Annotated in this window: 18 protein-coding genes and 3 pseudogenes; 15 read left to right on the top strand and 6 right to left on the bottom strand. The window is 69.1% G+C overall.

What is annotated here, in order from left to right; all coding sequences use genetic code 11:
* Positions 1–73 precede the first annotated feature (73 nt).
* The 8 genes and pseudogenes from V5D55_RS01590 to V5D55_RS01555 all read left to right on the top strand — a co-directional run bounded on the left by V5D55_RS01590 (position 74) and on the right by V5D55_RS01555 (position 7,647).
* On the top strand, positions 74–1,084 hold the full coding sequence (locus V5D55_RS01590; protein ID WP_435746974.1) for a glycosyltransferase family 2 protein: 1,011 nt from the start codon (positions 74–76) through the stop codon (positions 1,082–1,084).
* A complete protein-coding gene (locus V5D55_RS01585; protein WP_435746972.1) occupies positions 1,081–2,445 on the top strand; it encodes a polysialyltransferase family glycosyltransferase in 1,365 nt (454 codons plus the stop codon). Before V5D55_RS01590 ends, V5D55_RS01585 begins: the two co-directional genes overlap by 4 nt.
* Positions 2,376–3,656 (top strand): cytidylyltransferase domain-containing protein, encoded by a 1,281-nt coding sequence (locus V5D55_RS01580; protein ID WP_435746970.1) that lies wholly within the window; start codon positions 2,376–2,378, stop codon positions 3,654–3,656. The genes V5D55_RS01585 and V5D55_RS01580 overlap by 70 nt, the downstream gene beginning before the upstream one ends.
* Positions 3,657–3,751: 95 nt before the next feature.
* Entirely contained in the window at positions 3,752–4,624 is an 873-nt protein-coding gene (locus V5D55_RS01575; protein WP_435746968.1) for an N-acetylneuraminate synthase family protein, read from the top strand.
* Positions 4,621–6,009: a DUF6716 putative glycosyltransferase gene (locus V5D55_RS01570; RefSeq protein ID WP_435746966.1), complete on the top strand. Its 1,389-nt coding sequence runs from the start codon at positions 4,621–4,623 to the stop codon at positions 6,007–6,009. The genes V5D55_RS01575 and V5D55_RS01570 overlap by 4 nt, the downstream gene beginning before the upstream one ends.
* Before the next feature lie 134 nt (positions 6,010–6,143).
* On the top strand, positions 6,144–6,344 hold the full coding sequence (locus V5D55_RS01565; protein ID WP_435746964.1) for a helix-turn-helix domain-containing protein: 201 nt from the start codon (positions 6,144–6,146) through the stop codon (positions 6,342–6,344).
* Positions 6,337–6,639 (top strand): annotated as a pseudogene (locus V5D55_RS01560) (HipA N-terminal domain-containing protein); the annotation flags it as partial. The gene V5D55_RS01565 and the pseudogene V5D55_RS01560, both read left to right, overlap by 8 nt.
* Positions 6,640–6,699: 60 nt before the next feature.
* Positions 6,700–7,647 carry a type II toxin-antitoxin system HipA family toxin gene (locus V5D55_RS01555; RefSeq protein WP_435749240.1) on the top strand — a complete coding sequence of 316 codons (948 nt, stop codon included), beginning with the start codon at positions 6,700–6,702 and terminating at the stop codon, positions 7,645–7,647.
* 70 nt (positions 7,648–7,717) lie between these two features.
* Here the strand turns inward: V5D55_RS01555 and V5D55_RS01550 are convergent.
* Together V5D55_RS01550 and V5D55_RS01545 are read right to left on the bottom strand one after the other, a co-directional pair.
* Positions 7,718–8,495, bottom strand: a pseudogene (locus V5D55_RS01550) (ABC transporter permease).
* Positions 8,492–9,553, bottom strand: coding sequence for an ATP-binding cassette domain-containing protein (locus V5D55_RS01545; RefSeq protein WP_435746962.1), 1,062 nt, complete (start codon positions 9,551–9,553; stop codon positions 8,492–8,494). The pseudogene V5D55_RS01550 and the gene V5D55_RS01545 overlap by 4 nt, the downstream one beginning before the upstream one ends.
* Positions 9,554–9,615: 62 nt before the next feature.
* Between V5D55_RS01545 and V5D55_RS01540 the strand changes: the two genes are divergently transcribed.
* Entirely contained in the window at positions 9,616–10,602 is a 987-nt protein-coding gene (locus V5D55_RS01540; RefSeq protein WP_435746960.1) for a helix-turn-helix transcriptional regulator, read from the top strand.
* A gap of 16 nt (positions 10,603–10,618) precedes the next feature.
* Here the strand turns inward: V5D55_RS01540 and V5D55_RS01535 are convergent, their stop codons facing one another.
* Positions 10,619–11,542 carry a hypothetical protein gene (locus V5D55_RS01535; RefSeq protein ID WP_435746958.1) on the bottom strand — a complete coding sequence of 308 codons (924 nt, stop codon included), beginning with the start codon at positions 11,540–11,542 and terminating at the stop codon, positions 10,619–10,621.
* Positions 11,539–12,231 carry a hypothetical protein gene (locus V5D55_RS01530; protein ID WP_435746955.1) on the bottom strand — a complete coding sequence of 231 codons (693 nt, stop codon included), beginning with the start codon at positions 12,229–12,231 and terminating at the stop codon, positions 11,539–11,541. Before V5D55_RS01530 ends, V5D55_RS01535 begins: the two co-directional genes overlap by 4 nt.
* 198 nt (positions 12,232–12,429) lie before the next feature.
* Between V5D55_RS01530 and V5D55_RS01525 the strand changes: the two genes are divergently transcribed.
* The 4 genes and pseudogenes from V5D55_RS01525 to arfB all read left to right on the top strand — a co-directional run bounded on the left by V5D55_RS01525 (position 12,430) and on the right by arfB (position 14,030).
* Entirely contained in the window at positions 12,430–12,789 is a 360-nt protein-coding gene (locus V5D55_RS01525) for a hypothetical protein (protein WP_435746953.1), read from the top strand.
* A gap of 46 nt (positions 12,790–12,835) precedes the next feature.
* Positions 12,836–13,297, top strand: a complete 462-nt coding sequence (locus V5D55_RS01520) for a lysozyme (protein WP_435746950.1) — start codon at positions 12,836–12,838, stop codon at positions 13,295–13,297.
* 96 nt (positions 13,298–13,393) lie between these two features.
* Positions 13,394–13,469, top strand: a pseudogene (locus tag V5D55_RS01515).
* 120 nt (positions 13,470–13,589) lie between these two features.
* The gene (gene arfB / locus V5D55_RS01510; RefSeq protein ID WP_435746948.1) at positions 13,590–14,030 is read left to right on the top strand and encodes an alternative ribosome rescue aminoacyl-tRNA hydrolase ArfB; all 441 of its coding nucleotides are present in this window, start codon (positions 13,590–13,592) and stop codon (positions 14,028–14,030) included.
* A gap of 132 nt (positions 14,031–14,162) precedes the next feature.
* On the opposite strand, the gene V5D55_RS01505 is transcribed toward arfB, so the two are convergent.
* Positions 14,163–16,238, bottom strand: a complete 2,076-nt coding sequence (locus tag V5D55_RS01505) for a bifunctional lysylphosphatidylglycerol flippase/synthetase MprF (RefSeq protein WP_435746946.1) — start codon at positions 16,236–16,238, stop codon at positions 14,163–14,165.
* 89 nt (positions 16,239–16,327) lie between these two features.
* On the opposite strand from V5D55_RS01505, the gene V5D55_RS01500 reads away from it, so the two are divergent.
* Both V5D55_RS01500 and V5D55_RS01495 read left to right on the top strand, forming a co-directional pair.
* On the top strand, positions 16,328–16,981 hold the full coding sequence (locus tag V5D55_RS01500; RefSeq protein ID WP_435746944.1) for a hypothetical protein: 654 nt from the start codon (positions 16,328–16,330) through the stop codon (positions 16,979–16,981).
* The gene (locus V5D55_RS01495; protein WP_435746941.1) at positions 16,978–17,517 is read left to right on the top strand and encodes an RNA polymerase sigma factor; all 540 of its coding nucleotides are present in this window, start codon (positions 16,978–16,980) and stop codon (positions 17,515–17,517) included. The genes V5D55_RS01500 and V5D55_RS01495 overlap by 4 nt, the downstream gene beginning before the upstream one ends.
* Before the next feature lie 14 nt (positions 17,518–17,531).
* On the opposite strand, the gene V5D55_RS01490 is transcribed toward V5D55_RS01495, so the two are convergent.
* Positions 17,532–18,185 carry a DsbA family protein gene (locus tag V5D55_RS01490; RefSeq protein WP_435746939.1) on the bottom strand — a complete coding sequence of 218 codons (654 nt, stop codon included), beginning with the start codon at positions 18,183–18,185 and terminating at the stop codon, positions 17,532–17,534.
* Positions 18,186–18,194: the final 9 nt, after the last annotated feature.

Raw genomic sequence — 18,194 nt, 5'->3', positions numbered from 1 at the left:
GGTGATTCGGCTCGAATCGAAGACACCCGTCGTTCACCTTCACGTCGCCGATCGGCTACGAACGACTGAGACCATGCCGGACACCGCCCACCCCGGGAGATCCGTGCGCACACCCCTCGTCACCGTCATCCTGCCTGCCAAGGACGCCGGCGAGTTCATCGGCACCACGCTCGAGACCCTCACCCGCCAGTTCGACGACCCGGCGGCCCTCAAACTCGTGGCGATCGACGACGGCTCCCGCGATGACACCGGTGTCCTGATGCGGCGATACGCCGAACGGTTCCCGCACGCCGAAGTGCTGCGCAACCCGAGCCCCCGGGGTCTGGCGAGCGCCCGCAACCAGGGGCTGGCGCACGTCGAGGGCGATGCCTTCTGCTTCCTCGACGGCGACGACTGGATGCAGCCGCAGCGCCTCGAGGTGCTGAGCGCCCGGCTCCGAGAGCTCGGCTGCGACTTCCTGCGCACCGACCACGTGACCGTCGCCGGCGGGCGGCGAGCGCTCGTCCGCGCGCCGCATCCCTGGCGCGAGCAGGTGTCCTCTCCGCGGGAGGCGATCCTGCCCGAGAACGAATCCACCATGGTCGACTACCCGTACGCGTGGGCCGGCATCTTCCATCGGCGGATCCTCGACCGAGGGCTGGCCGCATTCCCGTCCGGGCTGTTCACCGCCGAGGATCGGCCGTGGATCTGGCGGCTCCACCTGGAGGCCGAGTCGTTCGCGGTCGTCGATGCCCCGGCTCTGCTCTACCGGCGCGGCGTCGCGACCTCGCTGACGCAGGCGCGCGATCGACGACAGCTCGACTTCGCCCGGGCGATGAACGAGGTGATCGACATCGTGGAGCGCGACCCCGAGGCGGAGCGCTTCCTGGCGAAGGCGGTCTGGACGGCCTTGGCGCTGAGCTCCCACCACCTCGTGCGTGCGCGCCGGATGAACCCGGCGCTGCGCACGCAGATGCGCGCCGGCATCCGGGACATGCTCGGACGGCTTCCGGATGCCGAGGCCGAGGCGGTGCTGGAGCGGTTCGACGGCCCCCGCCGCAGGGTGCTCGCACGCATCCTCCGCCAGGCGGGTCGTGCCTCATGACGCAGCTCTTCGCGCTGCACAGCGCCTACGGGCTCGCCACCGCCGCTGCGGCGATCGACGCCGGGCTCCTCGACGACGCGCATCGGTCCGACGGCATCGGCGAGCGCATCCTCGTGCCGTTCACCTCGTCGCGAATCCCCGAGACGACGGTGGGCATCGCCGCCGACCCGTCGTTGCGTTCGCTGCGGGATCGGTTCGACCGCATCGAGGACCTCGACGGGGTCCTCGGGCCGCTGCATCCGAGTTCCTGGGAGCCGGCCGAGGTCGACCTCCCCATCCTCGAACGCCTCCTCACCCGCGCGTGGGATCTCGACCCGCGGAACCTCGAACTCTTCGTGCAGAGCCCGCAGGTCGCCCCGGCGCGCACACTGATGTCGCTGTTCCCGAACGCACGCATCACGATCGTCGGCGACGGGCTGATGACGTACTCGCCGATGCGCGTGCGGATGCCGCATCCGGTCGCCGCCCGGATCGTCAGGGTCGTGCACGCCGATGTCGTGCCCGGCGTGCGGCCCCTCGTCGGATCGACGCACGCCCAGATCGTTCCCGTGCCGCCTGAGCGCTTCGCGGCTGCGCTGGGAGAGACGGATGCCGGTGAGCAGACCCCCGAGATCGATGGCGACATGCCGACGGCGCTGGTGCTCGGGCAGTATCTGTCGGTGCTCGGGCTCATGCGCCCCGCCGAGGAGATCGCCCTCCAGCAGGACATGATCGACCGTGCGGCGCGATGGTCGCCGCGACGCATCGTCTTCAAGCCGCATCCGGCCGCGCCCCCGTTGCTCACCGACGCGGTGCGCGCGCGGGCGACGGCGCGCGGCATCGCGTTCGTCGAGTACCGCGGGGGGATCCCGGCCGAACTGCTGGCCGAGCGACTCGACGCGGTCGCTGTCGTGGCCGGGTTCTCCACGGCGCTCCCGACCGTGCACACGCTGTTCGGCCGCGAGATCGGCTCGGCCGGCGCCGACACCGTGCTCCGGATGCTCACCCCGTTCGAGAACAGCAACCGGATCCCCGCCACGATCGTCGATGCGCTCACCCGCGACCGCTCGCCGTACACCGACCCCGCGCGGCTGCAGTTGCTGGTCGACGCGGTCGGATACGCCATGCAGCCCGAGATCGCCGCTCACCTCCGACCCCGTGCCGAGGAGCTTCTCGACGGACTCGATGCGGCCGAGCGCGATCGGTACTTCGCTCCGGAGCGGCTGTCGGCGCTGCGGCTGCCCGGTGCCCCGGTCGAGGGCACCCTGCGCCGCGTGCTCAGGCCCGCCGGGGGAGTGGGGCGGCTCGAGGAGTGGCGGCTCACCGCGATCGGGGCCAGGCGGCGGGCCGGACGCGCCTGGCGGGCGATACGAGGGAGATGACGATGGACATGACGGTGCATACGACCGGGGAAAGCACGACGGCGGATGCGACGGCGGACAGCACCGCGGGCCGGACCGTGGCGATCATCCCGGCGCGGGGCGGATCGAAGCAGGTCCCCCGCAAGAACCTGCAGCGCGTCGGCGGCGTGCCGCTCGTCGAGCGCGCGGTGCGCGCGGCCGTCGCCGCGGGGGTCGACGAGGTCGTCGTCTCCACCGATGACGACGAGATCGCGGCGGTGGGCATCGCGGCCGGTGCGCGGGTCATCCGTCGCCCGGCGGAGATCTCCGGAGACACCGCGACGTCGGAGAGCGCGATCCTGCACGCGCTGGATGAGCTGGAGGCGCAGGGCGACCGGTTCGACGTCGTGGCGTTCGTGCAGGCGACCTCGCCGTTCCTGCCGAGCGACGCCCTGGCGGCGGCCGTCGACGAGGTGCGCGCCGATCGCGCCGACAGCGTGTTCGCCGCCTACGAGACCTACGGCTTCCTCTGGCGGCGCGACGCCGACGGTGCCGCGCTCGCGATCAACCACGAGGCCGCCCATCGGCCCCGGCGTCAGGACCGCGAGCCGCATCACCTCGAGACCGGCGCGTTCTACGTGTTCCGCGCCGTGGGCTTCCGTGAGAGCAGGCACCGGTTCTTCGGCCGCATCCGCATCGCCGAGGTGCCGGAGTGGACCGCCATCGAGATCGACGACGAGCAGCAGTTGCAGATCGCCCGCGCGCTCGCCGCGCTCCACGAGAGCCCGGAGGCGATCCCGGTTCGTGCTGTCGTCACCGACTTCGACGGCGTGCACACCGACGACACCGCGATCGTCGACGCCGACGGCGGGGAGCGTGTGCGCGTGAGCCGTGAGGACGGCATGGGGGTCGCCCTCCTCCGCCGGGCCGGCGTGCCGATGCTGATCCTCTCCACCGAGGTCAACCCGGTGGTGCGAGCCCGTGCCGACAAGCTCCGGGTGCCGGTGCTGCACGGCATCGACGACAAGGAGGCAGCGCTCCGCGACTGGGCCCGCGAGAACGACCTCCCGCTCGCCGACATCGCGTACCTGGGCAACGACGTCAACGACCTCCCGGCGATGCGGATCGTCGGGTGGCCGATCGCCGTCGCGAACGCGCATCCGCTCGTGCTCGAGGAGGCGCGGGTCGTGCTGCGTCGTCGGGGTGGCGATGGGGCCGTTCGCGAGCTCGTCGAACGGGTGTTGTCGAGCTGACCGACGCCGGTAACCCTCCGGTTGCGTGGTGTTCACCCTCGCCACGTACCCAGGAGGGAGGGCCCGTGACGGGCCCTTCGACGACCGGAGGAATCATGACTGTCAGCATCGGTTCGCGAGTGATCGGCGGCGGCCACCCCGCCTATGTCATCGCGGAGATCGGCCTGAACCACAACGGCGACGTCGACATCGCCAAGCGCCTGATCGATGTCGCTGCGCGAGCGGGAGCCGACGCGGTGAAGTTCCAGAAGCGCACGCCGGAGATCTCCACCCCGGAACACATGCGCGACGTCCCGCGGGAGACGCCGTGGGGAACCATGACGTACCTCGAGTACCGCCGCCGCGTCGAGTTCGGCCGCGACGAGTACGTCGAGATCGGCGATCACGCCACCCTGCGCGGGCTCGACTGGTTCGCGTCGCCATGGGACGTGCCCAGCGTCTCGTTCCTCGAAGACCTCAACGTGGTCGCGCACAAGGTCGCCTCGGCGAGCCTCACCGACACCGAGTTGCTGCTCGCCCTGCGCGAGACCGGCAAGCCCGTCATCCTCTCCACGGGGATGTCGACCACGGAGCAGATCGACCGCGCGCTCGAGACGCTCGGCACCGACCGCGTCGTGCTGATGCACGCCACGTCGACCTACCCGCTCGAGCCGGAAGAGGCGAACCTGCGCGTGATCGCGTCGCTGCGCGACCGCTACCCCGGGATTCCGGTCGGCTACTCCGGGCACGAGCGCGGACTGCAGATCTCCCTCGCCGCCGTCGCGATCGGTGCGGTCGCCGTCGAGCGGCACATCACGCTCGACCGCACGATGTGGGGCTCCGACCACGCGGCGTCCCTGGAGCCGACCGGCCTCGAGCACCTCGTCCGCGACATCCGAGTGATCGAGACGGCCCTCGGCGACGGCGTCAAGCGGGTGTTCGACAGCGAGCGGGCACCCATGGCGAAGCTCCGCCGCGTTCCCGCATGACGGATGCCGCGGGCATCCGTGTCGTCGCGATCGCGGATGCCGATTCGTTCGTGAAGTGGTCGGCGGCGCTGCTCGGCTCGGTGCCGGGTCTGCGACCGCACCTGCTGCTCGTCCGCACGCCCCTGACGGCGAGCGTCGAGCAGCAGCGCACCGCGCTCGCCGGCACCGGGCTGCGATCCGAGGACGTCACGCGGGTGGGCTTCGCCGAGGCGGCCGGATGGCTGGAGGGGCAGCGCCCCGACGTCGTGCTGCTCGCCGGCCGGGGCCCGTTCGTCCGGCTGATGGGGCGGGTCATCGACTCGCTGCGGCATCGGCCGGTGACGGTCTCGGGTCTTCCGGGCATGGCGATTCCCGCGCAGCGCGGAGCCCTCGACTACCGTCGGCACACCGATCTGCTTGTGGTGCACTCCCACCGGGAGCAGCGCGCCTTCGCCGAGCTCGGGCGGCACATCGGCGTCGCGGTGCCGACCGCACTCGCCACGCTCCCGTTCGCGAGGAGAAGAGAGCGGATGCTGCGGCCGGAACGCATCCGCGTCGAGGCGCTCGCCGCGCGCCCCGGTGGAGTGGCCGTCGCCGAGCGCCCCGCGCGGCCCGTCGCCGTGCGGCCGCCCGCGACCGACATCGTCTTCGCGGCGCAGGCGCTCGTCCCCGTGGCCCGCGAAGAGCGGGCGGAGATCGCCGCGACGCTCGTCCGCGCGGCCGAGGCCGACCCCGCGCGCCGCGTCGTGGTGAAGCTGCGCTCGCGGCCGGGGGAGTCGGAGACGCACCTCGAACGCGACCCGTATACGGAGCTGCTGCCGACCCGGCGACCGAAGAACCTGGTGTACTCCCACGGTTCCATGGCGTCGGCCCTCGAGAGTGCGGCGGGTCTGGTCACGGTGAGCTCCACCGCCGCGATCGAGGCCCTCGCCCTCGGCATCCCCGTCATCGCACTCGACTCGTTCGGGGTGAGCAAGAGCCTGCTGAACACGGTCTTCGTGGGCAGCGGACTGCTCGGCGGTCGCAGCGAGGTCGTGGGCGGGCGGTTCCGGCATCCGCATCCGGAGTGGCTGCGCGACAACTACTTCCACGCCGAGGCAGAGTCGACCTGGTGGGATCGGGTGCAGGAGCTCGTCGCCCTGCGTCGGGCCGGTGCGCTTCCTGCCCGACGGCTGCCGGCCGCGCGTGGCGGGGCGCTGCACGCCGCGTGGCACCGGGCGAGCGTGCTCGGTCGCGAGGACCGCACGCTCGGGGGATCTCTCGCGCTGACGATCGGAGCCCCGGCGACACGGATGCTGTCGGCCGTGCGGCGCCGGAGTGAGCCGACGGACGGCGGCACCTGGGCGGACGCCGCGACCGACTACACGCTCGAACCGAACCCGTTCCACGACTCGATCAGGCGCTGAGTCGGTCGTCTACGCGATGTCGAAATCGTAATCGTCCTACTTGATTACGAAATAGTAATCACCTATTCTTGATGTGAAAAACAACATCACGAAGGGCGATCGGCATGCGCACGGCACGAATCACAGGACCTGAGATGCTGGGCATGCTGCTCCGCGAGGGGCGGCTGTCGAGTGGGCTTTCTCAACGTCAGCTCGCTGAGAGGCTGGGAACGAGCCAGCGCTATATCGTCGAGCTCGAGCAGGGGAAGCCGGTGAAGGCGGTGGAACGACTCTTCGCCTATCTGCAGGAGACGGGCATCACGTTGCACGCCGACATCGCTGACGAACATGGTTGAGCTTCAGGTCGAACTCTACGGGGAACGCGTAGGCACGCTTGCCGGGGAGCGAGAGCGCTTCGACTTCGCCGCGGACGCTGCCGCCCTCGCAAGATTCGGTGCTCTCAGTCCGATACTGTCCGTCAGCGTTCCGCTCACCGAGAGGCCCAACCCCCGATCTCGTCCCCTCCGGCAGAACTTCTTCGAAGAGATCCTTGCGGAAGGGCGTATCCGCGAGCGTCTCGGGCGGAATGCGCGTCTGGACTCCGAAAACACCATGGGATTGCTGCATCGCTACGGTCGCGACGTTGCGGGTGCCGTGCAGATCTGGGATCCCGCCGACCCGGACGAGCCGCGAACACCTTCGTTGTCGCCCGTGAGCGAGCGACGCGTGGCCGAGATGTTCGCCGAGGTCGCGCTCAATCCGCTGGGCAACCATGGTCGGCGCAGGTTGTCATCTCTGGCCGGCGTGCAGGACAAGGTCCTTCTCGTTCGAACAGACTCCGGGTGGTCGGAGCCGCTCGACGGGTATCCGTCGACCCATATCCTCAAGCCGGTCGCCGCAGAGCGCACGCTCATCTTCGATGAGGAATACGGATCGCGCTTCGCACGCGCGCTCGGTCTCGCCTCATTCCAGACGACGATCGAGGCTTTCAACGATGTTCAGGCGCTCGTCATTCAGAGGTACGACCGCGACGAGAACGGTGAGCGATCCCACCAAGAGGACTTCAACCAGGTCCTGGGCTATCGCGGCGACGAGAAATACGAACCTGCCGAAGGTGACGGGAGGCTCCGCCGCACTGCAGGCGTCTTGCGTGCACATGCCTCCGTCAACGACGTGCGCAACCTCCTGCGAATGACGACTCTCTCGCTAGCGCTGGGAAACCTCGACATGCACAGCAAGAACATCTCGCTCCTGCACCTCCCTGGTGGGGAGGTCGCGCTCGCACCGATGTACGACGTCGTGCCGCAACTGCACTTCGAGGTCGACAGGGAGACTGCGTTGCAGATCAACCGCAAGGGCGACTACTTCAGCATCACGGGAAGCGACCTGATCGAAGAAGGCGAGAGCTGGGGCCTCCGGGATGCGCGGGCTGTCGTAGCCGCCACTCTCGAGCAGATCCAGGATGTCGCGCGCCGGGAGCAGCAGCTTCCCGGCGCCCACCACTCGCTGCAATCGACTGTCGTCACGCAGACCGGCCGACTACTGGATGGTCTCGCAAACCCCCGCATCGGCATCCGCCCGCCCTCCTCGCGTGCGCCCGAGGTGTTCGCTCCGCGGCAGGCGCCCGGCGGCTGGGGCGGTCCTGTCGGTCATATGTAGGTCGCCCACGCCGCTGGGACACGTCGCGTCGTGGAGAGGACGTGTCCCAGCTCGAGGGAGGTCGCCGATCTCAGCTGCTGCGCTTGATCGCCCGCACCCCGACGACGAGGCCGACGACCGCCACCGCCAGCGCGGAGACCCAGCCCCAGAGCACGGTCGAGTCGCCGAGGTCTCCCGAGAACAGCGCGCGCTCGGCCTGCACGACCCAGTTCACCGGGTTGACCGAGGCGACGACCCGCATCCAGTCCGGGGCGTCATCGAGCGGCAGCAGCATGCCCGAGAGGATCAGCAGCGGGAAGATGAGCGCCTGCTGCACGCCCCAGAACAGCCACTCCCGGTCTTTCGTGGCCAGCGCCAGCGAGTACGACAGCGAACCGAGGCCCACCCCGAAGACGGCGAGCAGCGCCAGCCCGATCAGGAGTCCGGGGATGTCGGCCGCGAAGCCGAAGGGCCAGGCGATGAGCACGATCACCAGCGCCTGCACGACGATCGGTGCGATCTCCTTGAGCGCCCGACCGACGAGCAGCGAGGAACGGGCGAGGGGTGCGACCAGCGTGCGCTCGTGCGAGCCGGTCATCATCTCGTACTGCAGGTTCGACCCGGTCGCGCCGGTGCCGAACAGCACGATCATCACCAGCACCCCGGGGACGAACCAGGCGAGCGTCTCGCCGGCGCTGCCCGGAGCCGCCGATCAGCAGAGGCGCGAAGAGCCCGAGGAAGACCAGCGGCTGCAGCAGGCTGAAGATCAGCGTGAACGGATCGCGCAGCACCGGCTTGAGCTCACGGGTCAGGACATTCCTGGTGTCTCGTGCGAGGTTCGGGCGCACGAGCGTGTCGGTGGTGGTCATGAGAGGACTCCTGTCTTGCTGATGTCGGATGCGGTGGGTGCGTCCCCGGCGTCCGCCGCGGAATCGGATGCTTCGCCCTCGGCATCCGTTCCCTCTCCGGCCTCGCGGAGCGTGCGCCCGGTGAGGGCGAGGAAGACGTCGTCGAGGGTCGGGGGCACGCCGGTGGCGCGGCGGACGAGGATGCCGGCGGCGTCGAGCTCGCGGACGATCACGGGCAGCAGGCGGTCGCCGTCCGGCACGGCGAGCGAGATCTCCGCGCTGACGAGGGTGACCTCGGCCGAGCTGAGTCGGGCGACCACGCCCTGAGCAGTCGCCGCTGCCGCGGCATCCGAGAAGCCGAACGTCAGCACGTCGCCGGCGAGGGTCGCCTTGAGGGAGACGGCGTCGTCGTCGGCGATGATCCGCCCCTTGTCCATGACCATGACCCGCTCGGCGTACCGGTCGGCCTCCTCCAGGTAGTGGGTGGTGAGGAACACGGTCGTCCCGTGCTGGGTGCGGAGGTCGAGGATGTGCTCCCACAGGTTCGCCCGACTCTGCGGGTCGAGCCCAGTCGAGGGCTCGTCGAGGAAGATCAGCGGCGGCGCGTGCATCAGCCCGAGGGCGATGTCGAGTCGGCGCTTCTGGCCGCCGCTCAGCTGCTGCACGCTCCGGGTCGCGAAGGAGGTGAGATCGAGCGACTCGATGAGCTCGTCGGCTCGCCGCACGCTCGCCTTCTTCGACATGCCGTAGAACGATCCCTGGCTGAGCAGTTCGTCGCGTACACGTTGCGAGAAGCTGCCGCTGGTGAGCTGGCCGACGTAGCCGATCCGGGCCCGCACGCCCGCAGCATCCGTCCTGATGTCATGTCCGACGACCCGGGCCGTGCCGGAGGTGGGCGGGATGAGGGTGGTCAGCATGCGGAGGCTGGTGGACTTGCCGGCACCATTGGGTCCGAGGAAGGCGACGAGCTCGCCGGCTTTCGCGGTGAAGGAGAGATCGGTGACAGCGTGCACCGGCGTCTTCTTGACGGTGAAGACCTTGGTCAGGCCCTCGGTTTCGATGATGGATTCGTTCGTCATGCCTCGAAGGTAGAAGGCAACCAGGACAGATACTGTCCGCAATGTCTGGCAATCTTTCAGACATGACCGACACCACCTCCCGAGCCCTGGCCCTGCTCAACCTCCTGCAGACGCACCGGCACTGGCCCGGCACCGAACTCGCGACCCGACTTGGCGTGACCGAGCGCACCGTGCGCCGAGACGTCGACCGGCTGCGCGACCTCGGCTACCGCGTCGAGTCCTCGCCGGGTGCGGCGGGCGGGTACCGGTTGGAGGCGGGGAGTGCCGTGCCGCCGCTGCTGCTCACCGACGATGAGGCGGTGACGATGGCGATCGGGCTGCGAGTCGCGGCGACGCAGCAGCTCGTCGGTGGTCCCGAGGTCACGCTCACCGCGCTCGCCAAGCTCGAGCAGGTGCTGCCATCGGCGTTGCGGCAGCGGGTCAACGCGCTCGCCGCATCCGTGCAGCCCCCGCGCATCGGCGATGCTCCGGTCGTCTCACCGGTCGTGCTCGGCGAGATCGCGATGGCCACTCGCGACACCGAGCGTCTGCGGCTGCGATACGTGGATGCGGCGGGGGAGGAGAGCGTCCGCCGCGTCGAGCCGCATGCCCTCGCGCCTTCCGGACGCAAATGGTTCCTGCTCTGCTGGGACCTGGATCGCGAGGACTGGCGCACGTTCCGCGTCGATCGGATCGAGTCGGTCGAGCACACCCGCGTGCTGTTCACGCGGAGGGAGATCACCGAGGCCGAGATCGAAGAGCGCGTGCTCATCGCCTCGTCATGGTCCCCGCAGAAGATCGAGGGCGACGCGGTGATGCAGCTGCCCCTCGACGAGATGCGCGCTCTCTTCGGCCCCTGGTCGCAAGGGGCGACCGCCGAGGGGCCCGATCACACCCGCTGGCCGATCGGCGGCTCGGACTGGCGGGAGGCGATGTACGCGTTCCTCTGGATCCCGGAAGGCGTCGAGTACGCGATGACGTTCCCCGAGCCCGATCGCGCCGAGCTGCGCGAAGCGGCGGAGCGGATGCTGCGTGCGATCGACGCGCCCGTCCCGGCGGCGCGAGCGTGAGGTGCGGGGCGGGCCCCTAGTCGATGGTGGTGACGGTCGGCGGGTTCTCGTCGTTCCAGCGCTGGAGGGTCTGCACCCACCAGAATGCGGCGAAGAGGCAGAGCGCGATCGCTTCGCCGATGAGCACCAGCGGGAAGTCCCCCAGCGAGTTGCGGAAGAAGAAGGCGGCGAAGAGCATCACCAGATCGGCGATCATCAACCCGGCGATGCAGCGGTAGAAGATCTGCTGCCATGGTTTGGGAGGCGTCTCGGTGGGGTCTGCTTTCCCCCGCGCGTGGAGGATCGGCACCGCCGCGAATGTCCCGAAGAACAGCAGGGTCGCAAGGAAATGGAGGCTCTGCGGGACCGGCCAGAAATTGAGCGGGAACGCGTCGTTCAGCCCGGGGATGAAGGTGAAAGCAGCGAACACCACCGCGGTGACACCGGCGATGATCGACACGAGGGGGGCACTCGGCGTCGTGATCTCCTTGTACCAGCGGACCCACATCATCGTGAAGACGACCACGATCACGACGATGACGTACACGGCGACCCCGAGACGGGCATCGTCCAAGAATTGCTCGGGGACGCAGTCGTCGGTTCCCGGGCAGGTCAGGTCGCCGATCGGATGCTCCGCGTTGATCCCGGTGGGGATGATGGCGATGAGCGGGGCGAACAGCGCGGCGATGTCGAGGAGCGTCGGGGCGGGCCCGCGCCCAGAGAGGGCGAAGAGCGCGAGCGACGCGGCGATCAGGGCCCCGGTGAAGATGCTGCGCATCGGCGTGTAGAAATAGTGGCTGATCGAGGGGAGCACCTGCCAGCCCACGGTGAACGGCTCCCACGACACCACGACCGACTGCACCACGACGCTCGCCAGCAGAGTGAACACCACGAAGACCAGGGAGAGTCGGAGGTGCCGGTGCGTCTTCCGACCCGTGGGGGTGAGTTCGGCGATGGTCATTGGAGTGCCAGGAAGCCGAGGCTCTGTGCGAGCTGCCCCTTGTTCAGGGTGTTGATGTCGCCGACGCCGGCGACCTGGAACGTGAGCCCGTCGACGCCGTAGGCGTAGACCCACGGCCGATTGAAGTTGAAGGGATTCGCGCTCACCCTCTGCACGTTCCATTCGAACCGCTGCCGAAGATCATCGCTGATCCCGTCGACGTCGACGAACAGGACGTTGGTGTTCGGCATCGTCGCGGCATTGGCCTCGATCAGCAGCGTGGCCACCTGCTTCGCGGTGTCCTTGACCCCGGCGGTGTTCAAGACCAGCGTGAGTGCTTTGACGGCGGTGTCGTCGAGTTTCAGCTTTCCGAGGTTGCCGGCGATCTGACTCACGACCGTGTAGATGAAGTCCATGTAGCTGTCGACGGTCGCGATGTTCAGCTCGCCCTTCCAGGCGTAGACAGGGACGATCTCGAGGTCGTGTTTGTCGAGGCGAAGGTGCAGGTCCCAGAATCCCCGGAGCTTCAGCTGCGCCAGCTGGCGCACCACCTCCACCCAGTTCGGGTCGTCCTGCGCCCTGGTCAGTGCGGCGTCGACCTCGGGGCCGGCGCCGGGCAGGACGAACGGCGCGGCGACGAGCTGATCCAGCGGAACGCGGCGGAAACCCTGAGCTTCCAGAGAACGGGTCAGAGCGGGGTGCAGGTCCATGTCTCTCCTTCGAGACCGATGTCGCAAGATGCGGCCCGATGAGGCCGCCCCGCCCCGACCGGCCGCATCTGCTCGTGACAGTACACCCGCAACCGCATCCTCACCAGAGCGCAGATGCGCTCGGAGATGTGCCCCTTGTTCCGGATGCTCCGGGGGAGGAGAATCCGGAACGGGGGCTGGGGAAAAGGGGACTATCGCATGTCTGAAGACTTCTCGCAGGCTTCGCTCTTCATCCGCTCGTGTTCGTTCGCCGAAACATATTTCAAGCTGAACGTCAACGAGTGCAATGCACCGGGTGCTCCGGACCGGTGGGGGCCGGTGACTCCAGGCGCTCATTCGCGAAACTCGTACCACTATCGAGGTCGCGCCGCGGACCTCGTCGGGTCCGCGGCGAACATGCAGCGATTCGTGACGTGGGCGATCGACACGCACCTGGGTGAGCTGGCCGAGCTGATCCACAACCCGGGGGGATCAGTGGACAACGGCAGGCGCGTGCCGCCGTCGTTCTGGGGCGCCGCCTGGGCTGGGCATCGGAATCACGTCCACTTCGCCATCTGACGCCGAGTCACCGGCAGAAGCGATCGGATGCTGGAGAGGAGTGGTCGTGGCCAACGGGAACATCAGCTCGAACGGGCTGGACTTCATCGCGGGGTGGGAGGGGTTCCGCGCACGCCTCTACAACGACGCGCTCGGGCACTGCACGATCGGCTTCGGTCACCTCGTGCACCGCGGCGGATGCTCGGGAGCGGAACCGCCGGGGTTCAAGGACGGCATCACGCGCGCGGAGGGCATCGCGCTCCTGCGCGCGGACAGTCAGATCGCGGTGCGCGCCGTGAACGCGGGCGTGCACGTGCCGCTCACCCAGCACAAGTTCGATGCGCTGGTCAGCTTCACGTTCAATGTGGGCACGGGCGCGTTCCAGGGGTCGACGCTGTTGCGGGTCGTGAACGAGGGGCGGCATGCGGACGTTCCCGCGCAACTCGCGCGCTGGACGAACAAGGGATTGCCCGGCCTCGTGAACCGCCGTCGGGCGGAGTCGAAGCTCTATGTGCACGGCACCTACTGATCGGCGCGGGCCGCTCCCGTCATCCTCCGACTCATAGGGTTATCCCAGGCAACGATCCTGGCGGGAGAGATCACGGCCGGGTAACGTCGACCCCATCGCGGCGATCCGGGCGGTCCCGGGCCTCAGCTCATATCTGACGGCGTGGCGGGTTCGACTCCCGCCGTCGCGTCCACTTGCTCCACTGGCGAGAACTTCGCAGAACGACGCGAACCTCGCAGCAATCCCTCGGGATTCCTGCGAGGTTCGTGCTGTTCTGCGAGTTTTCTGCGTGGGCGAAGAGGATGATGGATGCATGCCCGCACACCACCGCCCGGGGCTCCGGATCAACTCGGGGACCACGATCCCTGAGGCCGAACTGTCGTGGCGGTTCTCCCGGTCATCCGGTCCCGGCGGGCAGGGTGTCAACACCGCGGACTCCCGCGTCGAACTGGTGTGGGATGCGGCGCACTCCACGGCGCTGTCGCCGGTCCAGCGCGAACGGCTCCTCGAACGCCTCGCCGGTCGCCTCGTCGACGGGATGCTGACTATCGCGGCATCCGAACACCGAGCGCAACTGCGTAATCGGGAGGCCGCCCGCGAGCGGCTCGCGGCACTCGTCGCCGAGGCCGTGCGTCCGCCGGCACCCTCGCGGCGTCCGACCAAGCCGAGCCGAGGTTCCAAGGAGCGCAGGCTGAAGGCGAAGCAGCGCCGCACCGACGTCAAGCAGCTCCGGCAGCGCCCCCGCGACTCCTGACCGCACCCGCCGCCCCGCAGGAACTTCGCAGAACAGCGCGAATCTCGCAGACCTCGCCCCGGAACGCTGCGAAGTTCGTGTCGTTCTGCGAGCTTCGCGCCAGCGCCGCGGCCCGAGTTCAACGCCCCGGGCTCAGTCCTTCCCGCCGCGCACCAGCTCCAGCCCCGCCCCCGCGAACTGCCGCAGGGTCGCGTCCGGGAGGAACGCCCGCGTGAGCGCGCCGCCGATGCGGGTGAGGTCGCTCTCGTCACGGAACAGCAGGTACATGGTCTCGTAGCGCGGGTGGAACTTCTGCTTGAAGCGGTGCAGCGAACCGAAGCCGTAGACCGGCTCCAGGGCGTCGGCCAGCCTGTCGCTGAGGGCTGCGATCATGCCGGCATCCGGTGGGTAGTCGTGCGCGAGCGGCGCGCCCGAGAGCGACATGATCTCCGCGCCCTCCTCGGAGAACTGCTTCGCCGAAGAGCCGATCAGGTACTCCATGACGGGGCCGAAGCCGCCCTCGCGCCGCCGCATGAGATCGAGCGTCCAGCCGCGGACGACCCCATCTCCGCCGTACACGGGAAGCCAGGAGAGGAATCCGTCGACGTCGCCGTTCGGGGCCAGCGCCAGTGCCAGTCGCACCTCCGGGTCCTCTGCCTCCTCGAGCGTGCCGAGCGTGAAGCGCATCTCGGGGAGGTCCTTGTCGCCGACCCAGGCCTCCGAGATCGCGCGCAACTGCTGCTGCACGCCCCAGGGCTCGGCCTTGAGCTGGGTCATCCGGAAGGTCATCGATTCCCGGCCGCCCTTGTTGAGGGACGTGCGCACCGAGTTCCACCGCTTTCCGGTGAACTCGAGTCCGGCCAGGTCGACGATCGTGTCGTCCGCGACGACGATGCTCCGCCACCCGGCCGGCACCGCGGCCCGAGTCGCCTCGTCGGCGCTGAAGAAGCAGGGGACGAGTCCGGCCTGCTCGGAGGAGCGGATGAATTCCGTCACAGCCTCCGCTCTGTCCTCCGCCCGCCCGATCGGGTCCGCGAGTGCGAGCGCGACGCCGTTTCTGCGCTGATACGCGACGACACCGCCCGCGACCCGCGCGTAGCTGTTGCCGTCCCACGTCGCCATCCAGGACAGCGTGCCTCCGCCGTGTGCGCGCAGCTCGGTCTTCACGTCGTCGACCGTCGGGGCGGGCTGGATGCCGAGCGTGGACCGCCGCTTGGCGCGGAACGCCCGCCGCACCCATACGAGGTACACGAGCATGATCAGCCACAGGAAGCCGTTCGCGAGGGGCAGCTCGGTCTCCCCGTCCCACCGCACGTCGAGCTCGGCCTGGCTGGTCAGGATGATGAGCGTCAGCACCAGCGCCGCGCCCAGCAGGTTGAACAGACCCAGGAGGATCGCCATGACCCAGCCCCAGCGGCGCCCGCGTCGCAGGCCGTTCACGAGCAGCAGGATCACGACGAGGTCGATCGCCAGGTCGATGAATCCACCCGAGACCGGGTCGGTGGGTCCGAACGGGCCGTCCGTCGGGACGAGGATGCTGATGATCTCGATCGCCCCGAGCACCATCACGGCGACCACGGCGATGAGACGCTGCTCGCGCACCGTCGTGCGACGGACTCGCAGTGACCGGTCGACGACCAGGATCAGCAGCACCGCGAGCAGGTGTTCGAGGTCGGCGACCTTTCCCCAGAACAGCATCGCGATGAACACGAAGCCGAGCAGGATCAGCCACCCGCGCACCCGCCACGGTGCGCGGAAGAGCCCGACCGCCGCGGCGATGCACGCCATGGTGCCGCCGGATGCTCCGACGTCGAGGGCCTGAGCCTGGCTCGCCGCCCACGCCCACGGAACCTGCGAAGCCAGGAGCAGCACGAGGGCCGTGGCGAGGATCGCGAACAGCTGACCGATCCAGTAGTAGGCGAGGGCGACACGCGATCCACGCCGGAACTCCAGGTACGCCATGCCCCAGAAGCCCGAGATCGTGAACAGGTACACCCACGGCTCATTGACGAAGAAGGTGCCGGTCAGCGGCGTCCACCACTTGCCGTCGGTGAGGTTCGGCAACCCGTAGGCCACGTCTGCGAACAGCGCGGTGTCCTCGAAGGGCGCCCACAGCCCGTGCCAGACGACACCGACGCCGAGGATCAGCAGCACCATCGTCAGCGTCGCCGGTATCCGTCGCACGACCGAGAGGACAGGGTGGGGCTTGCGCGCGGGGGCCTCGCTCATGCGCTCAGCGTAGCGAGCGAGACGGAGGCGCCGATGGAGGAATCTCGGCACGGAGTGGACGTTTCGCCTGCTGCTGCACATATACAGGTATGGAACGCAACGAGGAGAACAACGTGTCGGAACACGGCGATGAGCGGGCGGATCGCGCGCTGCGGGCCGCGGGCGCCCTGATCGCACCGCGCTCGCCGGAACTCGAACACGAGCTCGCACGCCTGACGGTCGCCACGAGATCGGCAGGTCGGTCGCAGCGATACCGTCGGCCCGGCCTGGTGGCCGCAGCGGGAGGTCTCGCCCTGCTCTTCGCCGGCGGCGCCGTGGCTGCCGCAGCGACCGGGCTCTGGCACCCCTGGGCGGAAGAGCCGGACGGCACCTTCCGCTACACCCTGCCGAGCGGTGTCTCGTGCGAGGAGCGGGTCGGCGACATCCGCGCCGAGAACCCCGAGGTGCAGACTGCGATCCAGGAGATCTTCCGGTCGGTCGACGTGGTGGCCGCCGCCGACATCGAGGGTGCCGAGAGACGGCTGCGCAGTGAGCCGGAAGCGATCGCGATCGCGGAGGGCTGGATCGACGCGGGCCGCACCGAGCTCGCGACCACAGACGATGTGCTGGCGCAGATGGCCACGTCCCATGCGGTGAGCGACGTCGTCATGGCGGAGCTCGACGAGCGAGGTTTCGACCCCGATGCCCCGGAGAACATGATCTCCGTCCGCGGACAGGCGATCTGCGATGGGGGCGCGCCGTGACCCGGCTGCGCGCCCGCGACTCCTCGCCGCGAGGGCTCGACAGCATCGCCGCGAACGCATCCGACCTGCTCGCGTATTTCGAACGCCGCGTGGAGCGGGCGGATGCTGCCGACCTCCTCTCCGAGACCATGCTCACGGCCTGGCGGCGCATCGCCGATCTGCCCGCCGATGACATCGAGGCGCGGATGTGGCTCTTCGGGGTCGCCCGGGGCATCCTCGCCAACGCCCAGCGCGCGTCCGTGCGCCGGTGGAAGCTCGCGGAGCGGTTGCGCGGACACCTGGAGTCGCGCCCGGTGCACCACGACGATGCCGCGGCGATCGACGTGCGGGATGCGGTACGCCGCCTTCCCGATGACCTGCGCGACCTGGTCGGCCTGGTGCACTGGGAGGGCTTCACGCTGGAGGAGGCGTCGACGATCATCGGCATCCCGGCGTCCACCGCCCGGGGTCGGTATCAGAGTGCGCGACGGCTCCTGGCTGAGGTGCTGGCTCCGGCGCTCACCGACTCAGGTGCTCCGTCGCCGGGCGGCACCTGAGCCGGTGCTGCTGATCAACCGTTGACGGCCGTGTCGATCGCCTGCTCGAGGTCGTCCCACTCCTGCAGCTCGACCTGTACGCCGTCGATGAAGAACGAGGGGGTGCTGCTCACGCCGAGCTTCTCGCCGTCGGCCTTGTCCGCCTGCACGCGCTCCAGGGTGGCCGGATCGGCGATCGCCGCGTCGTAGGCGGCCATGTCGAGACCGAGATCCTCGGCGATGCTGCGGAACGCCGCCGGAGTCTCCACGTCGCTGTGCGCCCATTCCGTCTGGGTCTCGAACAGTGCGTGGTACATGTCCTCGAAGCGATCCTGTTGCGCTGCCGCCTCGGCCGCGAGAGCCGCCTGGGTCGAGTTCACATGGCCGGGCAGCGGGAAGTAGCGCACCACGTAGGTGATGTCGCCCTCGTAAGTCGCGCGGAGGTCTTCGACGATCGGGTAGAAGGCGCCGCACGCCTCGCATTCGAAGTCGAGGAACTCGACCACGGTCACGGCATCCGCTCCGCCTTCGTCGAGCACATGCGAGTCGGTGCTGACCGTCTGCTGCTGCTCGCCCTCGGGCGGTTCGGGGGTGTTCGCTCGCTGGGTGATGGCGTACACGATGCCGACGATCAGCAGGACGACGGCGACGGCGATGGCGATCAGGGTCGCCTTGACAGAGGTTTTCATGAGGTCTCC

Origin of the sequence: Microbacterium sp. PMB16 (assembly GCF_051294855.1) — a bacterium.
GTDB lineage: Bacteria > Actinomycetota > Actinomycetes > Actinomycetales > Microbacteriaceae > Microbacterium.
This window is presented reverse-complemented; position numbering and strand designations above follow the sequence as displayed.

What these genes read in the sequence shown, in the direction of transcription:
- V5D55_RS01590 (WP_435746974.1), top strand. Translation starts at nt 74, where the DNA reads ATGCCGGACACCGCCCACCCCGGGAGATCCGTGCGCACACCCCTCGTC.
- V5D55_RS01585 (WP_435746972.1), top strand. Translation starts at nt 1,081, where the DNA reads ATGACGCAGCTCTTCGCGCTGCACAGCGCCTACGGGCTCGCCACCGCC.
- V5D55_RS01575 (WP_435746968.1), top strand. Translation starts at nt 3,752, where the DNA reads ATGACTGTCAGCATCGGTTCGCGAGTGATCGGCGGCGGCCACCCCGCC.
- V5D55_RS01570 (WP_435746966.1), top strand. Translation starts at nt 4,621, where the DNA reads ATGACGGATGCCGCGGGCATCCGTGTCGTCGCGATCGCGGATGCCGAT.
- V5D55_RS01565 (WP_435746964.1), top strand. Translation starts at nt 6,144, where the DNA reads ATGCTGGGCATGCTGCTCCGCGAGGGGCGGCTGTCGAGTGGGCTTTCT.
- V5D55_RS01545 (WP_435746962.1), bottom strand. Translation starts at nt 9,553, where the DNA reads ATGACGAACGAATCCATCATCGAAACCGAGGGCCTGACCAAGGTCTTC.
- V5D55_RS01540 (WP_435746960.1), top strand. Translation starts at nt 9,616, where the DNA reads ATGACCGACACCACCTCCCGAGCCCTGGCCCTGCTCAACCTCCTGCAG.
- V5D55_RS01535 (WP_435746958.1), bottom strand. Translation starts at nt 11,542, where the DNA reads ATGACCATCGCCGAACTCACCCCCACGGGTCGGAAGACGCACCGGCAC.
- V5D55_RS01530 (WP_435746955.1), bottom strand. Translation starts at nt 12,231, where the DNA reads ATGGACCTGCACCCCGCTCTGACCCGTTCTCTGGAAGCTCAGGGTTTC.
- V5D55_RS01525 (WP_435746953.1), top strand. Translation starts at nt 12,430, where the DNA reads ATGTCTGAAGACTTCTCGCAGGCTTCGCTCTTCATCCGCTCGTGTTCG.
- arfB (WP_435746948.1), top strand. Translation starts at nt 13,590, where the DNA reads ATGCCCGCACACCACCGCCCGGGGCTCCGGATCAACTCGGGGACCACG.
- V5D55_RS01505 (WP_435746946.1), bottom strand. Translation starts at nt 16,238, where the DNA reads ATGAGCGAGGCCCCCGCGCGCAAGCCCCACCCTGTCCTCTCGGTCGTG.
- V5D55_RS01500 (WP_435746944.1), top strand. Translation starts at nt 16,328, where the DNA reads ATGGAACGCAACGAGGAGAACAACGTGTCGGAACACGGCGATGAGCGG.
- V5D55_RS01490 (WP_435746939.1), bottom strand. Translation starts at nt 18,185, where the DNA reads ATGAAAACCTCTGTCAAGGCGACCCTGATCGCCATCGCCGTCGCCGTC.